Here is an 18,779-nt window from a genome sequence, read left to right as displayed (position 1 = left end):
TCTACCTATAAAAAGAACATGCACCCTTTACATACAACATCATTTTTCTAAATTATACAGGGGGAACGAACATGACCATTGAAAATCAATTCATCCAAAAGGTTTACTATAAAACATTTTTAACAGAAGAAACTTCTACTCCAGTATCGGAAGTACTCGGTGAAGCATATATAAATGAATCTACAAACGAATTCTCCAACATTTCTAATATTCGCTTTGCTCAAGGTGAATTTTATTACCAAAATAAAGACTTTGAAGCAGCAATATTTAAATGGGAGAAAGTAAATAACGAACTTGCACTTTGGGCAACCAAAAATATTGCAGATTCTTATTTCGAACTAGGATTCTTGCCAAAAGCAGAAGAAATTTATCAATCTATCCAAACAGAAGATACAACTCTTACAATGGAAGTTTCCTTACAACTTCTTTCTCTTTACATCGAACAAGATCGTTTAGGTCTAGCATTTAAGACGATTAGTGAGGCTGTTGCATTTCAACCTGACTATCCAAATATTACTGCAATTGCTCGCTCATTCTATGAAAAACAAGAAGATTGGAATAACGCTATCGAACTTGCCGTTCAAGAAGGAATTCGAACACAATCATTACACTGGTTCGATACTTTAATCAATTATGTGAATCAAGGATTTACGAAACAAATCAAACCAGAATATTTCTATGAATCTTTAAAAGCTTTATATACAATTGATCAAGTCCAATTTAAAGAACTTGTTATTGCTCTTTGGAACAGCTATCAAAATGAAAACTTGCATCTACCTTGGATTCAAACAATAAATCATTTATTCTTACATATCGAAACAGACAACAATGACGATTGGCATGAAATTATTGAACGCTACCAAGATACGTACTTTGAATTAATTACTGGTGAACATTTCATGCATGAAATGCAGGGACTTGTACCAGATTTATTAACAAATTGGTTTAGTTTAACGAAAGCAAAAGATGCCCTATTTGTCTCTGCTGCAGTGTTAGCATGGAATGAAGTTTCACCTACAACTTTAGAGTCATTACTCGTAAAAAGTGCGGGAGCCCTACTCTCTAATTCAACAGCTGAAACAAATGTAAATATGGAAACCGTTTCTCATTTATTCGAAACAATTGCTGTATGGGCTGAAAAAAATGATGTGGATTTAAGTCACCAATTTACGTTACTCGTTCATGAACTATGTGATTTAAATGTTACTCAATTACTAATAGCGGGAACTAGTGACCATGATAAGTCATCATTCATCAATTCAATATTAGGAGAGAACATCTTAACTGAGACTGTAACAACTCCTATTCTATTTAAAGATGATAGCCAAACTGAAATAACAGAATTCACTGCGTTAGATGTACACAATATACCGAACTTTGATGAATTCCATCAAATAATGGCTACACCTTCCGATTCTGAGTCAGAACTTGAGAAGAAGTGTATAGAAATTAAGTTACCAAGTAGATTTTTAAGGAAGAATAAATTTGCATTTCTTGTTACGCCATCTGTTCAAGGGCAAGTGGATAAAAATAGCTCATACTTTGAATACTTACAAGCAGCAGATAGCCTTATTTACGTATTAAATTCCGCTTCACCATTGCATGGTGAAGAGCTTGATACATTACTTTATTTACGTGAACAAGTGCCAAACTTACAAATTCATTTCGTATTACACACAAATAATGCGACCAATAATGAAAAACTAATGAGTAAGATTAAAGTCCATTTCCCAAATGCAAAGTTCTTCCCATACTCTCCTTCACAAGAGAGTAGCCAGCAACTTGGAGACGTGACAGAGTCTATTCTTTCTAATCTAGCAGAACGCGACATAGAACAAGAACGTATAAAAAAACTAATATGGTTCACTCAAAAAACAATCGCATACCTTGTAAATGAACGTGTGGAATTAGAAAATACATTAGTGAAATCCGTACGCTGGAATAAACATATCTCAGTAAAACTAAACGGATTTATTAACAATCTTACTGCTCTTGAAAAAGATAAAATTCGTTCTATTACAGAATCTTATCTTTTAACGAAAGAAGAAATCACACGAGATATCCATTCTCAAATTCCTGAATTATTACAGAGCTGTTCTGACCTTGTTCAAGAAGATAGTGACTTCAAATTAGTTCATGAAGAATTAAATGCTGCAATGAACGAACGCATTCAAAAACATGTACAGCAAGTGCTTCTTCCTAAATTTACTGGATTTATTCAAGAGTGGATTGAAACAGCGCATAATGAATTTATTCAAGCTCAATCTTATTTAGATGAAATGAGTGAAACTTTTAATAAATTATATAAAGAAGAACGCATGAAACTTCCTTGCGATTTCAAATTACTAGATGACTGGCACCGGGATGTTGTACGTATGACAAATCGAATTACAGTATCGAACATCAATATTTTATTACGCTTTACACCAACACAATTTTTCTTAAAGAGTGCGGGAAAACTATTTGGTAACATGCAAAAAAATCAATCTATGCTCGCAAACAAATATAAACAATACATTGAAACGGAAGATTATACGGAAATTGCTCAAACAATCTCAAAACAATTCTTCCTTCAATTTGAAGTATTTGAAGGCGCATTAGAACGAGATATCATGATGTTCTTTAAAGATCCACTTAGCATACTGAAACAAAATGTAGAATCCGCTCAACTTGAAATACAGGAAGACGAGCAAACACTAGCAACGTTAAGAAGCAACCCAGAAACTTATCACGACCCGTTAGCATTCTTTAAACTGCAACTATTGCAGCACAAATTCGTTTTAAGTACGAACAAAAACAATGAAGACGTCTATGAATTTAATGAGTCTCCTACGATTTAACATAAAGTGAAACTTTAATCAGTGTGGGGGCTTCATCCGCCACTGATTATTAGTTGAACCAATCGGGCTTTTATGGGCAGTTGATCCCCCACCTAACTTCCTTGCTTTCGCTGAATTTTGAGGTGGGGTCTTACTGCCCATTAAAGCGGGATAAAAAACCAAGCAAACGAAATTTGCTTGGTTTTTTACTTTAATTCATTATTTTCATATGTTCAAATGGATAATAAATTGCCACTAATTCTCCTAATACATCCGCTTTATCAATAAGTCCTAAACCATTTCTACTATCTCTGCTTATTAAGCGATTATCTCCCATAACAAAAATCTTATTTGTAGGAATTGTAATCGGTCCAAAGTCCTCTGTTAAATTCATAAGTTTTTTTTCAGCTTGTTTTTTATTACTATACAAATACGCTTCCTGTATCACTTCATGATTCACATATAATTGATCATTTCTCACCTCAATGACATCACCAGGCAAACCAATAACCCTTTTCACATAAAAATTATCTGTCTTCACAACAATAATATCTTCTCGCCCATAACTTTCAAATTGCTTTGCCAACTTATTAACAATCACCTTATCCCCATCTTGTAACGTTGGCTTCATGGACGCTCCTTTTACAGTCGTAGGAAAAAACAAAAAGATTTTTGCCAAAAACACCAACAAACATGCAATTGCAATTGTTCCAAAGAATTCACGCCAACGTTTTTTCTTTTGCATCATTCCACCATCTCATCATCTTTTTACTTTTATTATAAGGACTTCAACTACTTAACTTCCACAAAATTCTGAATTGTAAAATTAGAATATTGTAAACTTGGAATAATCACCATAAACTTCTTATTTTATATAATTTATATTTATCTCACTATGTGTCCGCAGTAAAACTCCATCTCAAAAATCGGCTGAAGTAAAATAGTAAAAAAGATACCCTCAAAATAGTCTATCTACTATTTTGAGGGTATCTTTTTATATTCCCACATATACAATACACATTTGAGCCGCTACATACGTAAACCAAATCCAAAGGGGTTCATACTTTAATTTGCGCCCTCCAATATCTGTCACTCCTATAATAAAATCAGAAATCACAAATAGTAAACCACCAAAAGCCGGTATCCACCATATTCCTGTATTCTCATAGTATAAGGCGAATGCAAAGCAAGCCATTCCTCCAACCCACAGTCCGTAAATTAGAGCTCCTATCGTAAACAATTTATCTTGCTTATCATTTCGGATAAAGAAGAACCATCCTATAATGAGAAAGAGTCCGTATACGAGTAAACCAATCCAAAAACCATTCCATGAGATGCCTGTTTGCAAAAATGCTTTTACATAAAAACAATGTGCAAGCGCGAAAGTAATCATCCCTCCAATTAACCTGTGACCAATTGGAATCAAACCTGCCATAAATAAATCTCCTACAGTTGATAACGTCATACCTAGTGCAACCCACGTACTATACTCTACTGATGGATCTTGTAACCATATCCAAATTGCACTTGCTGTTAAAGAAAAACTAAGAATAAGACGCACCGCTAAAGGTAGCGGCATATTATTTCTTGTCTTTTTTGTCTGTCCTATTGCGTACATTGCACCAATTAAAAAAAGAATGATTTGTCCAATTAACACCATGTAAAGTAAATTCATAACATGTTCTCCTCAATAAATGCTTTTTGTATCTTTTTTCGTTATACCTAGTCTATTATCCTTTTTCTATATAAAAAAAGAAGAACAGTACTGTTCTTCCATTGTAATCGTTTTCCTGTTATTTATGCTACTTGTTTTTCTCGCTCGATTTTCTGCTTAGCTGGCGTACGATTCACCACGATAATTCCCGCAGCTACACATGCTAAACCAAATAATACAAATGAATGAATTGCTTCTCCTAAGATTATGCTCGACAATAACACACCAAATACGGGTATAAAGAACATGTACATTGATACTTTTCCAACTTTGTTGTACTTCATAATCGTATTCCAAATACAAAAACCTGCTGCGGATAAGAAAGATAAGTAGAGAAGCATAAGTATTGCATGTACACTAAATGTAAATGGCATGACTCCAACTTGCAAAGCCCCTATACATAATAACCCGATAGAACCAAAAATCATTTGGTATGCTGTCATATAGCCAACATCTAATGTTTTGCTACCTTCTTTCGCCAATATGTTTCCATATGAATACAACATTGCTGCACTAAGAAGTAATAAGCTACCAATTCCGAAATGGAATGATAAACTACCATCACTCGGTACATTTACTAAAATGACACCACAAAAGCCGATAGCGACCCCAATTATTTTTCTCATATTGAGAGCGTCATCTTTATATAAAAAGTGAGCAAGTAAAATTTGAAAGAATGATGATGTTCCTGAAATGATAGCTCCTTCAATGCCAGAACTATAACTCATTCCAATATAAAAACATATATATTGAAGAAATGTTTGAAATAAACCAATTTGTACTAACTGCTTCCCCGTTCCTTTTTTGAAGCTCATATCTTTTCCTAACACTTTAAAGAATAATAAGAGCATGACTCCAGATAAAAAGAAACGATAACCAGCAAATAATATTTGCTCTCCAACTTCTTGTGGCTGAATTCCAAGTTCAGCATAACTTAATTTAATAAATGGGAATGCACTCCCCCATAAAAAAGTCGCTACTATTGCAGCAATTAGTACGCCAATCGGATGGGTAAAAAATTTCTCTGTCTTCACTTGTTGTCTTCCTTTCCGATCTTTTTATGAACAATATCCATATATACCAAAGGTATTGCGAAAACACAAGTTTTCCGTTTATACTTGAAACAAAAATGTGTCATCTTATAAAAAGATATGATATACTATAGAATAATTACAATATAATAACTGTTAAAAACAGATTCAACAGAAATGCTGCTATCCATTATGGATGGCAGCTTTCGTCGTTTTATAGGGGTTTCGATTTTGATTATTTTTCTCAATAAGAATTTGGAAGGAGCGAGTAGTAATGAACTCAGAAGTAAAAACATTACAAGTACAAAAGTCTATTTCTCATCCCTCTTTATGGGATACATTAAAGAAACATCATGAACTTATATTTGCAATCGCATCTGGTATTTTCATTTTAGCTGGTTGGTTATTCACAAAGAACGATGCAATGAATGTAGGTATTACTTGCTATATCCTTGCTTATATAGTTGGTGGATATGCAAAGGCGAAAGAAGGTATTGAAGATACCATTGAAGAGAAAGAGCTAAATGTCGAAATGCTCATGCTCTTTGCTGCTATCGGTGCTGCAATCATTGGCTACTGGGCAGAAGGCGCGATTTTAATCTTTATCTTTGCACTGAGCGGTGCGATGGAATCTTATACATTAAGTAAAAGTCAAAAAGAAATTTCAGCGCTTCTTGATTTACAACCTGAAGAAGCATTACGTATTTCTAATGGAACCGAGGAACGTGTTCCTGTAGGACGATTACAAATTAACGACATTATTTTAATTAAGCCAGGTGAGCGTGTTCCTGCTGACGGTACAATTCATAACGGTGAAACAAATATCGATGAAGCTGCTATTACAGGGGAACCTATTCCGAATGAGAAAAAATTCGGTGATGAAGTATTTGCCGGTACTGTAAATTTACGCGGTGCTATCGAAGTTAAAATTACGAAGCCGAGCGATCAAACATTATTCCAAAAGATTATCCGTCTTGTCCAAAGTGCACAAAGCGAAAAATCACCATCACAACTATTCATCGAAAAGTTTGAAGGAACATACGTAAAAGGTGTACTACTCATTGTTGCGCTTATGATGTTCGTTCCTCATTTCTTACTGGACTGGAGCTGGAATGAAACGTTTTATCGCGCTATGATCTTACTTGTAGTCGCATCTCCTTGTGCACTCGTTGCTGCCATTACACCAGCAACGTTATCTGCAATTTCTAACGGAGCAAGAAATGGTATTCTCTTTAAAGGTGGCATACATTTAGAACGCCTCGCTTCAGTAAAAGCAATCGCTTTTGATAAAACAGGTACATTAACACAAGGAAAACCTACCGTAACAGATGTATATGTTCGAGAAAATATGACAGAAAAAGAAGTACTTTCTATTACAGCAGCAATTGAAAGTCACTCTACACACCCTTTAGCTGAATCTATTGTTAAATATGCACAACATGCGTATGACATTACATTACAAAAACCAGAAAATGTTGAAGATGTAACTGGTTTTGGGCTAAAAGGAATCTTCGAAAACAAAGCTTATAAAATAGGTAAAGCTGATTTTATTGGTGAAGAAACAAAGACATTCCATAATGGCATTTCTGCCTCACTTGAAAAAGAAGGTAAAACTGTCGTTTATATTCGTGATGAAGAAGGCATTCTTGGACTTATCGCTTTAAAAGATACACTTCGCCAAGAAACAATAGCTGCTATTCGCGAATTACAAAGCATTGGTGTCGAAGCAATTATGATTACTGGTGATAATGAAGAAACGGCAAAAGCAATTGCCTCTGAAAGTAATATAAAGGAATATTACGCATCATGCTTACCAGAAACAAAAGTTGAAACGATTAAGAAGCTAAAAGAAAAATACGGGACAGTAGCAATGGTCGGAGATGGTATAAATGATGCCCCTGCACTCGCTACCGCGAGCATTGGTGTAGCGATGGGTGAAGGAACAGACGTAGCTTTAGAAACTGCAGACGTTGTACTTATGAAAAACGAATTATCTCGACTTTCCCAAGCAATCCGCTTATCAAAACGAATGAACCGTATTGTAAAGCAAAACGTAATCTTTTCACTAACTGTAATTGCAATGCTGATTTGTTCAAACTTCTTGCAATTTTTAGCTCTTCCGTTCGGTGTTATTGGACATGAAGGAAGTACAATTCTTGTCATTTTGAATGGCTTACGATTATTAAAAGGAAACAAATAAAAACGGGTCCCTCATAGAGGACCCGTTTTTTTCTAATGATAGCTATTATGCCCGTTCGCACTACTACTCGTTTTATGCTTTGGATGCGAACTGCTCTTTTGTTTATTGTTATTTTTATTGTTATGATTCTTTTTATTATTACTCATGAAATATCCCCCCTGTTCCCTTTTATTATGGAACAAGAGCTCACTTTTCATTACGGGAATTATTGTCACCCGTTCTATAATGATGGAGTAAACCATTAATTTCGCCGCCGAGTAAAATTACCCACCCAGTTAAGTAAAACCATAACATTAAAATAATAATACCACCGAGACCACCATATGTATTGGCGTAATTCGCAAACTTATCTACATAATAAGCAAATGAGTACGATACCACAATCCATCCTACAGTAGCAAATGTTGCTCCTGAAATGACTTCTCTTCTTTTTAACTTTCGATCTGGTGCAAATGTATATAAAAAACTAAACAATGCGAATAAAACAAAGAAACTCGCTACTAACCGCGTAATACTCCACACGTAAGAAAAACTATCCGATAAACCAATTGCTTTAAATACCGCTGCCCCAATCACTTGTCCAAACACTGGAACAATTAGCGCAAACACAATCATAAAAATGATTGCTAACGTAAACACAATTGATAAAGCTCTCGTTTTAATAAAAGAACGTGTTTCTGTTACATCATACGCACGGTTAAAAGCATTCATAACCGCATTTACCCCGTTTGAAGCAAACCATAGCATCGATAATAAACCAAATGATAATAAACCACCATTTTGCTCATTTACAACCTTATCAACGTTTACTTCAATTAAAGACATTGCATCTTCGGGTACGTACGGTTCTAATAAGTTGAGCACACTTTCTGTTTGAAGGTCAATGAATCCAAGAAGCGTAATTAAGAAAACAAGCCCAGGAAAAATCGCAAGCAAGAAGAAATAAGCGAGCTGTGCTGCCAAGCCCGCTACATCATCGCGCATCGTTCGGTCATACAAATCTTTACCAAACGAATAAGTACGATTTCTCCTCACCTTTTCTAAAATTTTTCTCATATATGTTTAAACGCTTTTCTTCTCTTCTTTATCTTGCTTTAACTCAATGTACGCTTCAGTTTTTTTTTCCTCTACATTTGAGTCTTTCATAAATAATTCACGCGCTTCCTTCATACCGCCATCTTCAGCAACTATTGGCTCTTCCTCTGCTTTCAGCTCATCTACCTTTGTAGATACAGCTTGAATTTCAATCGTTTCTGGCTTCTCTGCTGGCTCAACCTTTTTCTTACTAAAAATTTCTTTCGTTTCTTTTAACGTCTCTACAACAGACGGCGTCAATTTTTTAATTTCTGCTACTTTCGCTTTTACTACATTGAAGTCAGCGAGTTCGCGCCCTTTATCTGTAACAGTTTGCACTTTTTCTTTGATTTTTGCATTTTCACCGATTTCAATCATCTTTGTTTTTGCTTTTTCCGCAGTATTTTTTACTTTTTCACGGTTTTCCTTCTTCAACATAGATACAGCTACACCTGCAGCTACACCAATCGCAATATTTCGAGCAATATTATTTTTCTTTGCCATATTCCTTCACCCTTTCATTTCTTATGTTAGAAAGTATTTCTTTCTAAGCTTCCTCATATTCCTTGTTCATTTCGAATGAAAGCTAATAGCTTTGCACACCCTTCTGTTACAAGGTCATATACTTCTTGGAAATTCCCTGTATAGTAAGGGTCGGGAACGTCTGTCCAGCCACCGTCTGGAACAAAATCGGACAGTCTACCAATATAGCCTCCAGTTTTACCTAAACTTTTTAAATCTGCTATATTCTTGTTGTCCATGGCAATAATATAATCAAACTTTGTTAAGTCTTCTTTTTCTACTTGCCTTGCTTTAATTCCTTCAAAAGTGACTGCATTTTCTTTTAAAATTTTTTGTGTTCCTTTATGTGGCGGATGGCCAACATGCCAATCTCCAGTTCCTGCAGAATCAATGACAATTTTCTCTTCGAGTCCCTCTTTTACGACAAGATCTCGAAAAATCGCTTCTGCCATCGGAGAACGGCAAATGTTCCCAAGACAAACAAACAATACTTGAACCATATTTTTGTTTCTTCCCTTCTTGGTGCATTTCTTTATATATACTTATAGTATAAACAACCAATTATTAATTATAAAGGAAATCCCTACTAATTTAATAGGATTGAAAAGATTCATTAACGAAAATGATAAAAAATGTTAAGATAGCCTTATGTTATTTTAAAGGGGGACACTTCGGTGGATTTATCCGTAAAGTCAGAAGAAAACGTTGAATATATGGTCGAAGCTATTAAAGAAAAATTACGTATGGTTAATGCTGGAGCAATGAGAGCTGCTAGCTTTAATGAAGAAATGTACGAAGACTTACGTGACATTTATGATCATGTTATGAAACGTGAAACATTCAGCATTAGTGAAATGCAAGCTATTACAGAAGAATTAGGTACATTAATTAAAAAGTAAGAAGCCTCACTTATGAGGCTCTTTTTTATTTCCAACAAATTCATGACAACTCTTCTCTTTCCCTCAACCAACTGTAAAATATTGTACAATAGAAGTAGAACCTCACCTTAGATTTTTTCTCCATACATACTACTCACAAATAATAGCAACACTACCATTGCTAACTGTTTTTACTGGAGGTGCTTACTTATGAGCAATTGGTACAGTAAGACGAAAGATCAAACATTAATCGACCTAGAAACAAACGAACAACACGGTTTAACAGATGAAATCGTAAATGAACGTTTAAAGCAATACGGCTCTAATGAATTAGCTACAAAACAAAAACGCACGTTATGGCAGCGGATTTTCGCCCAAATTAATGATGTCCTCGTATATGTCCTTATTATTGCTGCTCTTATTTCAGCCTTTGTAGGTGAATGGGCTGATGCAAGTATTATCGCGCTCGTTGTAGTTTTAAACGCTGTTATTGGTGTCGTCCAAGAGTCAAAAGCAGAACAAGCTTTAGAGGCATTGAAAAAGATGGCGACACCTAAAGCAATCGTCAAGCGAAATGGTGAACTAAAAGAAATTCCATCTGAGCACGTCGTTCCCGGTGATATCGTTATGCTCGACGCTGGCCGATATATCCCATGCGATTTACGACTTATCGAAACTGCAAATTTAAAAGTTGAAGAATCTGCTCTAACTGGTGAATCCGTCCCCGTTGATAAAGATGCAATTTACCACCCTTCCATGCAAAGTGATGAGCAAGTACCATTAGGCGATCAAAAAAACATGGCCTTTATGTCTACTCTTGTAACATATGGACGAGGCGTCGGTGTTGCTGTTGAAACTGGCATGAACTCACAAATTGGCAAGATTGCTACCCTTTTACATGAAGCAGACGATGATATGACACCACTCCAAAAAAGCTTGGCACAAGTCGGCAAGTATTTAGGCTTTGTCGCTGTAGCTATTTGTATCGTTATGTTTTTCATCGGCTTTTTACAAGGCCGGGATACGTTAGAAATGTTTATGACTGCTATTAGTTTAGCCGTTGCAGCTATTCCAGAAGGCTTGCCAGCTATCGTTTCCATCGTTCTTGCAATTGGTGTCCAGCGCATGATTAAACAAAACGTTATCATTCGAAAACTACCAGCTGTGGAAGCTCTCGGTTCTGTCACAATTATTTGTTCAGATAAAACAGGTACGTTAACACAAAATAAAATGACCGTTACTCACTTTTATAGCGATAACTTATACGATCAATTAGAAAATTTAAATGTAAATAACGATGCGCAACGTCTATTGTTAGAGAATATGGTGCTATGTAATGATGCGTCTTACAATAACGAATCACAAACCGGAGACCCGACTGAAATTGCTCTTCTCGTTGCTGGAAGCACTTTTAATATGCAAAAAGATCATTTAGAAAAGATACATGAGCGCGTTAACGAGTTTCCTTTCGATTCAGATCGTAAAATGATGTCAACCGTGCATACATACGATAAAAGCTACTATAGCATGACGAAAGGTGCTATTGATAAACTCTTACCTCGATGTACCCACATATTTAAAAACGGTAAAATCGAGATTCTAACAGAGGCTGATAAAAATCAAATATTAGAAGCTGCAAAGGCAATGTCCCGAGAAGCTTTAAGAGTACTTTCATTCGCATTTAAACAATACAATTCAAGTACTGTGGATATAAATCATCTTGAAGAAAACCTCATCTTTATCGGTCTTGTCGGTATGATTGATCCACCTCGAACTGAAGTAAAAGATTCAATTACAGAATGTAAAAAAGCCGGTATTCGCACAGTTATGATTACTGGTGACCATAAAGATACCGCTTTTGCAATCGCCAAAGAACTTGGCATTGCTACAGAAATATCTGAAATTATGATTGGAACTGAATTAGATAACATTTCAGATAAAGAACTAGCAAGCAAAATTGATCACTTACATGTATTCGCTAGGGTCTCTCCAGAACATAAGGTAAAGATCGTAAAAGCATTACGTGCAAAAGGCAATATCGTTTCTATGACTGGTGATGGCGTCAATGATGCACCATCTTTAAAACAAGCAGATGTTGGCGTAGCGATGGGCATTACAGGAACAGACGTTGCAAAAGGGGCAGCGGATGTCGTGTTAACAGATGATAATTTCTCATCTATCGTGAAAGCTGTTGAGGAAGGTAGAAATATTTATCGTAACATAAAAAAATCAATCCTCTTCCTACTCTCTTGTAACTTCGGAGAAATTATCGCTTTATTTTTAGCTATTTTACTCGGCTGGGCAACACCACTTCGCCCTATTCACATTTTGTGGGTGAATTTAATTACAGATACACTGCCTGCATTATCACTTGGGGTTGATCCTGAAGATCCAGATGTGATGAAGGAAAAACCACGACATGCGAAAGAAAGTTTATTTAGTGGTAGCGTTCCTTTTCTTATTTTCAATGGGGTTGTCATTGGACTTTTAACGCTAATAGCCTTTATCGCCGGAGCAAAATTCTATACCGGAGATACAAATTTATTCCCTCTTTTCCCAGAGCGAATTGATGAGGATGCTCTATTACATGCTCAAACGATGGCATTTGTCGTTCTTAGTTTTTCTCAGCTCGTTCATTCATTTAACTTGCGTTCAAGAACGAAATCCATTTTTTCAATTGGGATTTTTACAAATAAATATTTAGTATTCTCCCTTCTTATCGGTGTTCTTATGCAAGTTTGTATCATCTCCATCCCACCTCTTGCAAATATATTTGGTGTGCATGCATTAACGATGCGAGATTGGGGATTTGTTCTCTTATTAAGTATTATCCCGCTTGTTGTGAATGAGATCATTAAATTAGTGAAGAGAAACTAAAAGGCAATGAGGATTATTCCTCATTGCCTTTTCATTTATCCTTGTAATTCTTTTTTAATGTTCTCTGTTAATGTAGCCATTCGTTTGCGGCTTTCTTCTCGCTCACGTTTATTTTGTTCTTCAATTTGTTGTGTTTCTTGCATACCTCTTGAAATAATGTTCCAAGTTTCCTCAAGTGTTTCCATCTTAATACTAGAAGAACCCGATAATCTCGCTACTTCCACACTTTGCGTTGCGATATTTTGTGCATTTTTCTTAAGTAATTCATTTGTACGACGATCCAGTTCAGCCATAGAATCTGCAACAAGCTTTTGACGCTTCGCATTTACCGCCTGAATGATACCATTTTTAAAGATAGGAATCGTTGTAATAAATGCTGTATTGATTTTACCGATTAATTTATTGTTACCACGTTGAACCATACGAATTTGTGGTGCTGTAAGTAGCGCAACCATACGTGCTTTCTCTAAATCATCAATACGCTGCTCTAAAATTTCAACAGAGTTTTTAAGCGACTCTAATTCAATACCTGCTAATTGGTCATTGTTACGTACACGCTCTTCATACATTGGAACTAGCTCTGTATTTAAACGCTCTAATAACATTTCTCCTGCTACTACGTATTTTTCTAAGTCTAAATAATATTTTAAGTTTTGCTCATATAAACCGTCTAACGTACCAATTGATTTTTTCATTTCATCTTGATACTTTGTAATTTCTACGTATACTTTATCCATTTCGCGGCCCATCGTTTGGTACTTGCTAAAGATTTGTTCAATCATTTTATCCGCTTTTTTGAACATACGTGAAAAGAAACCACTTTTCTCTTCCGCAAAGTCTTTGCTATCGAATCTGTCCATAATTTTCCCAAGCTGTTTTAATAATTCTCCAGAGTCTTCTATTTTTGATAAAGACATTGTATGTAAGATTTGATCAGCAAAACGTGAAATTTCCATAGATGGTTCTTTTCCAAGCTCGATTAATTCTAACTGATCCTTAATATCTACCGCATTATAAATACGTTGCACATCTGCATCTTGTCTAAGTTGCAAGCGAACATCTTGTGCTGTTTGCTCATTTAATTCTGTTTTCGAATCTAGTACGACTGGGTTATTCATATGGTATTCTCCCTTTCCTTATAAAAATGGACGAAATAGTCCTTTTATTGTTTGTGATAAATTTTTATAGGCTGATGAACCATGAAACTCAAGATCGAAATTAACTTCTTCAAGCCAATGTGAATCAAATGCTGCTGCATCAATATACGGTTCAATATCATTTCGTCCCGTTGGATTGAAGTGGAATACATCTACTCCTATTTGATTTAAAAATAGTAATAAAACAGCATCAGAACGAGTTAATTCTCCACTCTTCTCATTATTAAATATAACAATTTTCGGTACATCTTGTGAATAATCAAATTTCTCAAGCTGTTCTAAAATATTCGGTGGTATTTGAGAAAGTTGTGCGAAAACATATAGCGCTACATCTTGTTTCGTCTCTTTTGCAATTGGTTTACACATTTCACTTTCGCACGCATGAATGATCGCCTCTGCAATACCATGTTGTAATCCTTCTGGCAATCGTTTATGTGGCCACCAATGACTGTTCATAATTAAATCTGGATGTAATTTCCCCCCGCGGTCTAAAGCATCTCGGTAATGATATTGGAAATTTGCTTTTTGTTCTTTCGTAAACGGGAATGTATTAATTAATAAACTGTTATCAAATGATGTAACAGCCTTTAATCGCTGAAAATACTCTTTATCATTCTTTGAAACACCTGATATTTTCGCAAATAAAGAAGGGATATAAATGTGTTTATTCTCAACAAAGAATGTTGGGCGTACAAATGCCTTTTCTTTCGTAATTAAAAAGAGTTCATCATACGTTGTTTTGAGCGTACGAGCTACAGGCGTATATGAACGGAATTGCCACGGCTTGTACAGCAGTGAATTATCGTGGTGAAGTACTTGCTCAATTTCTTTTGAAGCTTGATACGCTACTGTTGCAACACGTTCGCGGCGGCGATCTGGAAATGGCTCAAGAGAAATGCGACCTGAATGAGACACAACAAAACTTCTTCCTTCCTCATCAACATTCTCAAATCCATCTTTTCCTTCTGGATGATAATAAAGTACATCACAGCCGAGCATAATAAGGAAGTATAAGAAATATATACGGCTTTCCGTCGCATCACCGTACCAAACGATACGCGGCATTTGTTTCTTATAATTAACCGTAGAAAACCACTTCGCTACGTAATTTTCACTTAATTTAATTATATCAATTAAGAAACGACGGAATCCCTCTGTTTTTAACGATTGGTTATGTTGTTTCTCATACAATTTCAATACAGAAATAAACGTCGTATGTATATAATGCTGCAAGTCAGGATTGTCTACTTTCGGTAAAAGTTGTTTCCCAGATAAGTGTGCCACTAGCCTATTTACTGTCAGACCGTTTGGTGCTTCTTGATGTAATCCGAACACTTCTTGAATATGACGAAGCTTTTCCGAATCAATCACTTTGTTTAAATTTTGTTCGTGTAAAACTTCGATTCCTTTTGCTTCACTATAATCAAATAGCTCATTAAAATATTCATCTACATCATTAGGAACGCCAAGGATTCGACATGCTATATAACTAAATTTCATCTCATTCTCTGTCAGTTCATACTGTGGGCGTTTTTCTAAAAGTGTTTCAAATTGCTTTAAATCTGATTCATCTTTTAATCCATATGGTTGAAGTGTAAAACGTGAAAACATAACAGTTCACCTCCAAAAACATTTACGTTTTTTCTAAGTCTTTCTTCTATTATAAACTATTTTTGGTTATAAAAAATGGGCGCTCGTAAAACGAGCAAACCCATTTCAATTATTTATTGTCTTCTTTAGTAGCTGCAACTTCTTCTTTAGCTTGTCCAGAATTCTTCATGTAGTGAAGTATAAATGTTGCTCCAAATGCTACAACTAAAATGATAAAGAATAGCATATGACTTATTTCAATATGAATAACAGACAGTAACATTTTTGCTGCAATAATTAAGATTAAAATATATGCTGTCGTTTCAAGTTCTGGAATACGCTCTAACAATTTTAAGAATACACCAGCGATACCACGCATCATTAAAATACCGAGCATTCCACCTAATAATAGAATCCAAACTTCATTTGATACACCAAATGCAGCAAGTACGCTATCTACAGAGAACGCGATATCCATTAATTCAACCATCGCAACTGTCCCCCAGAAGACACCAAACATTCTGAAGAGAATACTGTTTTGGTTCATACCATGAGCTTCCTCTTCTTCTGCATTACCTTTTCTTTTGTCAATGAAGTATTTAACTGAAAGCCAAGCTAAGTAAAGTGCACCTAACACTTTTACCCACGCTAATTTAATTAAGAACATTCCAATTCCAATCGCAATAAATCGGAATACATAAGCTCCAATAAGTCCATAGAATAATGCCTTTTTACGTTTTTCTTCCGGAAGGTGTTTTACCATTACTGCTAATACAAGTGCATTATCAGCAGATAACAAACCTTCAAGTACAACAAGTGTACCTATTAATCCCCAAGATACTGGATCTTGCAACACTTTAATCCACATGTCCAAGTCGAAAAACTGAGCATACGTATCAAGGATTCCTTGCAAAATACTCATCTTACCTTTATCCCCTATTCTTTGCTAGATTTATAGAAAGGTCAAAAAAAGGAAACGAATATCGTTTCCTTTCTATGCATCCAAGCCATACGCTCTTACAAGCGCACCTAGGCCACCTTGGAAACCGCTTCCTACTGCATTAAACTTCCACTGTCCATTATGACGGTATAATTCACAAAAGACAACTGCTGTTTCGATGGAGAAATCTTCCCCTAAATCAAAGCGAAGAACTTCTTCATTCGTTTCTTCATTCGCTAAACGCACGAACGCATTTCCTACTTGACCAAAGTTTTGACTACGGCCTTCTGCATCATAAATCGTAACTGTAATAGCAATTTTGTGCACATCTGCTGGAACTTTCTTTAAGTCCACAACAAGTTGCTCATCATCACCTTCGCCTTCACCTGTACGGTTATCCCCTGTATGCATAACAGATCCACAAGGAGACTGTAAATTATTATAGAAGATAAAATCAGTTTCCTTCGTACATTTTCCGTTCGCATCTAATAGGAATGCTGATGCATCTAAATCGAAATCTGATCCACCGTCATAAGATTTAATATCCCACCCAAGACCAATTACTGCTTTCGTTAAACCAGGACTTGTCTTACCTAAATCAATCTTCTGTCCTTTTTGTAATTGAATAACCATTTATATTCACCTCTATATTTTAATCTTAAGAAATATATCCATCAGTAAACATCTGTTTCACCGATGGATATACGAAGCTATTACTCTACATCTAAACCGAAATTGTTACATAGAGACGCTAATCCACCTTGGAATCCACTTCCGATTGCATTAAACTTCCAGTCACCTGCATGACGGTATAATTCCCCTACTACAACAGCTGTTTCAATAGAGAAATCTTCTCCTAAATCGTAACGAATTAGCTCTGCATTCTTTTCTTCATCTAAAATACGTACGAAAGAGTTAGAAACTTGTCCGAAGTTTTGGCTACGTCCTTCTCCATCGTAAATTGTAATTGTGAAGCAAATACGTTCAATATGTGCAGGTACATTTTTTAAATCTATTTTAATTGATTCATCATCGCCTTCACCTTCACCAGTTCGGTTATCTCCTAAATGCTCAACAGCACCATTCGCACCTTTTGGGTTATTATAGAAGACAAAATCCTCTGCACCTGAAACTTTACCGTTAGCACCTACTAAGAAAATACTAACATCTAAATCGAAATCGTTTTGTCCGTCATAACGATTCGTATCCCAACCAAGTCCTACAAGAACTTTTGAAAGACCTGGATTCGTTTTTGTTAAGTCTACCTTTTGTCCTTTTTTCAATGAAATTGATGCCATATTCAATTCCTCCTCGGTTTATTTTATTGATAACGTGATACAATCTCACTTAAGTTTTTATCTTGTGTGCCTTCTCCAACAGCTGAAAACTTCCATTCACTTCCGTGGCGATACATTTCACCTGCAATTAGAGTCGTTTTGCCAGCATAATTATCCGATAAATTATAGCGTGCTAATTCTTCACCAGTTTGCGGGTTTTGAATTCGAATATATGCATTACGAATCATCCCGAAATCTTGACGACGATTTACACAGTCATAAATATTTACAACGAATACTAATCGATTAATACGGCTCGGAACTTTATGTAATTCTACGAAAATTGTTTCGTCATCACCAGCGCCTTCACCTGTTAAATTATCTCCTGAATGAATAATACTACCACAAGTAGAAAGCTTGTTTCCGAAGTAAACTAAATCGTTTTTGTTTAAAAAGCGATCCCCTTCTAACATAACAACAGATGCATCACAATCTACATTTGGTTTACTTCCAAATAATGAAGACAGAAACCCACCTGATTGCCCAATTGGATCCCAGCCTAAGCCAACCTGTAGTTTCGCTACTTTCGGTTGTCCTTTCGTTAAATCGATCTTTTGACCTTTTTCTAAAATAATAGGCATGCAGTTTCTTCCTTTCTACAAAGCATTTTCCAAGGCGGAAAATATTGTATTCTTCCCTT

Annotated in this window: 16 protein-coding genes; 4 read left to right on the top strand and 12 right to left on the bottom strand. The window is 35.6% G+C overall.

The window, feature by feature from the left end; all coding sequences use genetic code 11:
* The first annotated feature begins 71 nt into the window (after positions 1-71).
* On the top strand, positions 72-2,840 hold the full coding sequence (locus MHB74_RS02425; RefSeq protein ID WP_061676713.1) for a tetratricopeptide repeat protein: 2,769 nt from the start codon (positions 72-74) through the stop codon (positions 2,838-2,840).
* A 190-nt stretch (positions 2,841-3,030) separates the two neighbouring features.
* Here MHB74_RS02425 and lepB read toward each other — a convergent pair whose 3' ends face one another.
* The 3 genes from lepB to MHB74_RS02410 all read right to left on the bottom strand — a co-directional run bounded on the left by lepB (position 3,031) and on the right by MHB74_RS02410 (position 5,567).
* Positions 3,031-3,567 carry a signal peptidase I gene (lepB, locus tag MHB74_RS02420; RefSeq protein ID WP_061676712.1) on the bottom strand — a complete coding sequence of 179 codons (537 nt, stop codon included), beginning with the start codon at positions 3,565-3,567 and terminating at the stop codon, positions 3,031-3,033.
* Between the two features lie 246 nt (positions 3,568-3,813).
* Positions 3,814-4,494: a lysoplasmalogenase gene (locus MHB74_RS02415; protein WP_001051061.1), complete on the bottom strand. Its 681-nt coding sequence runs from the start codon at positions 4,492-4,494 to the stop codon at positions 3,814-3,816.
* A gap of 122 nt (positions 4,495-4,616) precedes the next feature.
* Positions 4,617-5,567, bottom strand: coding sequence for a DMT family transporter (locus MHB74_RS02410; RefSeq protein ID WP_061676711.1), 951 nt, complete (start codon positions 5,565-5,567; stop codon positions 4,617-4,619).
* Positions 5,568-5,838: 271 nt separating this feature from the next.
* Here MHB74_RS02410 and MHB74_RS02405 point away from each other — a divergent pair, with 271 nt between their 5' ends.
* Positions 5,839-7,764, top strand: coding sequence for a heavy metal translocating P-type ATPase (locus MHB74_RS02405; RefSeq protein WP_061676710.1), 1,926 nt, complete (start codon positions 5,839-5,841; stop codon positions 7,762-7,764).
* Positions 7,765-7,950: 186 nt separating this feature from the next.
* Here the strand turns inward: MHB74_RS02405 and MHB74_RS02400 are convergent, their stop codons facing one another.
* Genes MHB74_RS02400 through MHB74_RS02390 form a run of 3 tightly spaced genes read right to left on the bottom strand, consistent with a single transcriptional unit; the run spans position 7,951 to position 9,860 of the window.
* Positions 7,951-8,820, bottom strand: coding sequence for a YihY/virulence factor BrkB family protein (locus MHB74_RS02400; RefSeq protein ID WP_001226530.1), 870 nt, complete (start codon positions 8,818-8,820; stop codon positions 7,951-7,953).
* A gap of 6 nt (positions 8,821-8,826) precedes the next feature.
* Entirely contained in the window at positions 8,827-9,342 is a 516-nt protein-coding gene (locus MHB74_RS02395; RefSeq protein WP_061676709.1) for a DUF4075 domain-containing protein, read from the bottom strand.
* A gap of 53 nt (positions 9,343-9,395) precedes the next feature.
* Positions 9,396-9,860, bottom strand: a complete 465-nt coding sequence (locus MHB74_RS02390) for a low molecular weight protein-tyrosine-phosphatase (protein WP_000250910.1) — start codon at positions 9,858-9,860, stop codon at positions 9,396-9,398.
* 174 nt (positions 9,861-10,034) lie between these two features.
* On the opposite strand from MHB74_RS02390, the gene MHB74_RS02385 reads away from it, so the two are divergent.
* Positions 10,035-10,259 carry a DUF1128 domain-containing protein gene (locus MHB74_RS02385; RefSeq protein WP_000366196.1) on the top strand — a complete coding sequence of 75 codons (225 nt, stop codon included), beginning with the start codon at positions 10,035-10,037 and terminating at the stop codon, positions 10,257-10,259.
* Between the two features lie 189 nt (positions 10,260-10,448).
* Positions 10,449-13,115: a cation-translocating P-type ATPase gene (locus MHB74_RS02380; RefSeq protein WP_061676708.1), complete on the top strand. Its 2,667-nt coding sequence runs from the start codon at positions 10,449-10,451 to the stop codon at positions 13,113-13,115.
* 35 nt (positions 13,116-13,150) lie between these two features.
* Here the strand turns inward: MHB74_RS02380 and MHB74_RS02375 are convergent, their stop codons facing one another.
* From MHB74_RS02375 to MHB74_RS02350, 6 genes are all read right to left on the bottom strand, one after another.
* Entirely contained in the window at positions 13,151-14,233 is a 1,083-nt protein-coding gene (locus MHB74_RS02375; RefSeq protein WP_061676707.1) for a toxic anion resistance protein, read from the bottom strand.
* 18 nt (positions 14,234-14,251) lie between these two features.
* On the bottom strand, positions 14,252-15,883 hold the full coding sequence (locus MHB74_RS02370; RefSeq protein WP_061676706.1) for a YceG family protein: 1,632 nt from the start codon (positions 15,881-15,883) through the stop codon (positions 14,252-14,254).
* 109 nt (positions 15,884-15,992) lie between these two features.
* Positions 15,993-16,784 (bottom strand): TerC family protein, encoded by a 792-nt coding sequence (locus MHB74_RS02365; protein ID WP_061676705.1) that lies wholly within the window; start codon positions 16,782-16,784, stop codon positions 15,993-15,995.
* 72 nt (positions 16,785-16,856) lie between these two features.
* Complete coding sequence (locus tag MHB74_RS02360; RefSeq protein ID WP_061676704.1) at positions 16,857-17,435, bottom strand: TerD family protein; 579 nt, start codon at positions 17,433-17,435, stop codon at positions 16,857-16,859.
* 80 nt (positions 17,436-17,515) lie between these two features.
* A complete protein-coding gene (locus tag MHB74_RS02355) occupies positions 17,516-18,100 on the bottom strand; it encodes a TerD family protein (RefSeq protein WP_061676703.1) in 585 nt (194 codons plus the stop codon).
* Positions 18,101-18,123: 23 nt separating this feature from the next.
* Positions 18,124-18,720, bottom strand: a complete 597-nt coding sequence (locus MHB74_RS02350) for a TerD family protein (protein WP_001121586.1) — start codon at positions 18,718-18,720, stop codon at positions 18,124-18,126.
* Positions 18,721-18,779: the final 59 nt, after the last annotated feature.

The organism is Bacillus sp. FSL K6-0069, assembly GCF_038007785.1.
Classification (GTDB): Bacteria; Bacillota; Bacilli; order Bacillales; family Bacillaceae_G; genus Bacillus_A; species Bacillus_A mobilis.
Note: the sequence above shows the minus strand (reverse complement) of the source record. Positions and strands in the feature narration are given on the sequence as shown.

Excerpts from the sequence above, each read along its gene's own strand:
- MHB74_RS02425 (WP_061676713.1), top strand. The coding sequence starts at position 72 with ATGACCATTGAAAATCAATTCATCCAAAAGGTTTACTATAAAACATTT.
- MHB74_RS02380 (WP_061676708.1), top strand. The coding sequence starts at position 10,449 with ATGAGCAATTGGTACAGTAAGACGAAAGATCAAACATTAATCGACCTA.
- MHB74_RS02390 (WP_000250910.1), bottom strand. The coding sequence starts at position 9,860 with ATGGTTCAAGTATTGTTTGTTTGTCTTGGGAACATTTGCCGTTCTCCG.
- MHB74_RS02395 (WP_061676709.1), bottom strand. The coding sequence starts at position 9,342 with ATGGCAAAGAAAAATAATATTGCTCGAAATATTGCGATTGGTGTAGCT.
- MHB74_RS02350 (WP_001121586.1), bottom strand. The coding sequence starts at position 18,720 with ATGCCTATTATTTTAGAAAAAGGTCAAAAGATCGATTTAACGAAAGGA.
- lepB (WP_061676712.1), bottom strand. The coding sequence starts at position 3,567 with ATGATGCAAAAGAAAAAACGTTGGCGTGAATTCTTTGGAACAATTGCA.
- MHB74_RS02405 (WP_061676710.1), top strand. The coding sequence starts at position 5,839 with ATGAACTCAGAAGTAAAAACATTACAAGTACAAAAGTCTATTTCTCAT.
- MHB74_RS02360 (WP_061676704.1), bottom strand. The coding sequence starts at position 17,435 with ATGGTTATTCAATTACAAAAAGGACAGAAGATTGATTTAGGTAAGACA.
- MHB74_RS02415 (WP_001051061.1), bottom strand. The coding sequence starts at position 4,494 with ATGAATTTACTTTACATGGTGTTAATTGGACAAATCATTCTTTTTTTA.
- MHB74_RS02355 (WP_061676703.1), bottom strand. The coding sequence starts at position 18,100 with ATGGCATCAATTTCATTGAAAAAAGGACAAAAGGTAGACTTAACAAAA.
- MHB74_RS02375 (WP_061676707.1), bottom strand. The coding sequence starts at position 14,233 with ATGAATAACCCAGTCGTACTAGATTCGAAAACAGAATTAAATGAGCAA.
- MHB74_RS02365 (WP_061676705.1), bottom strand. The coding sequence starts at position 16,784 with ATGAGTATTTTGCAAGGAATCCTTGATACGTATGCTCAGTTTTTCGAC.
- MHB74_RS02370 (WP_061676706.1), bottom strand. The coding sequence starts at position 15,883 with ATGTTTTCACGTTTTACACTTCAACCATATGGATTAAAAGATGAATCA.
- MHB74_RS02400 (WP_001226530.1), bottom strand. The coding sequence starts at position 8,820 with ATGAGAAAAATTTTAGAAAAGGTGAGGAGAAATCGTACTTATTCGTTT.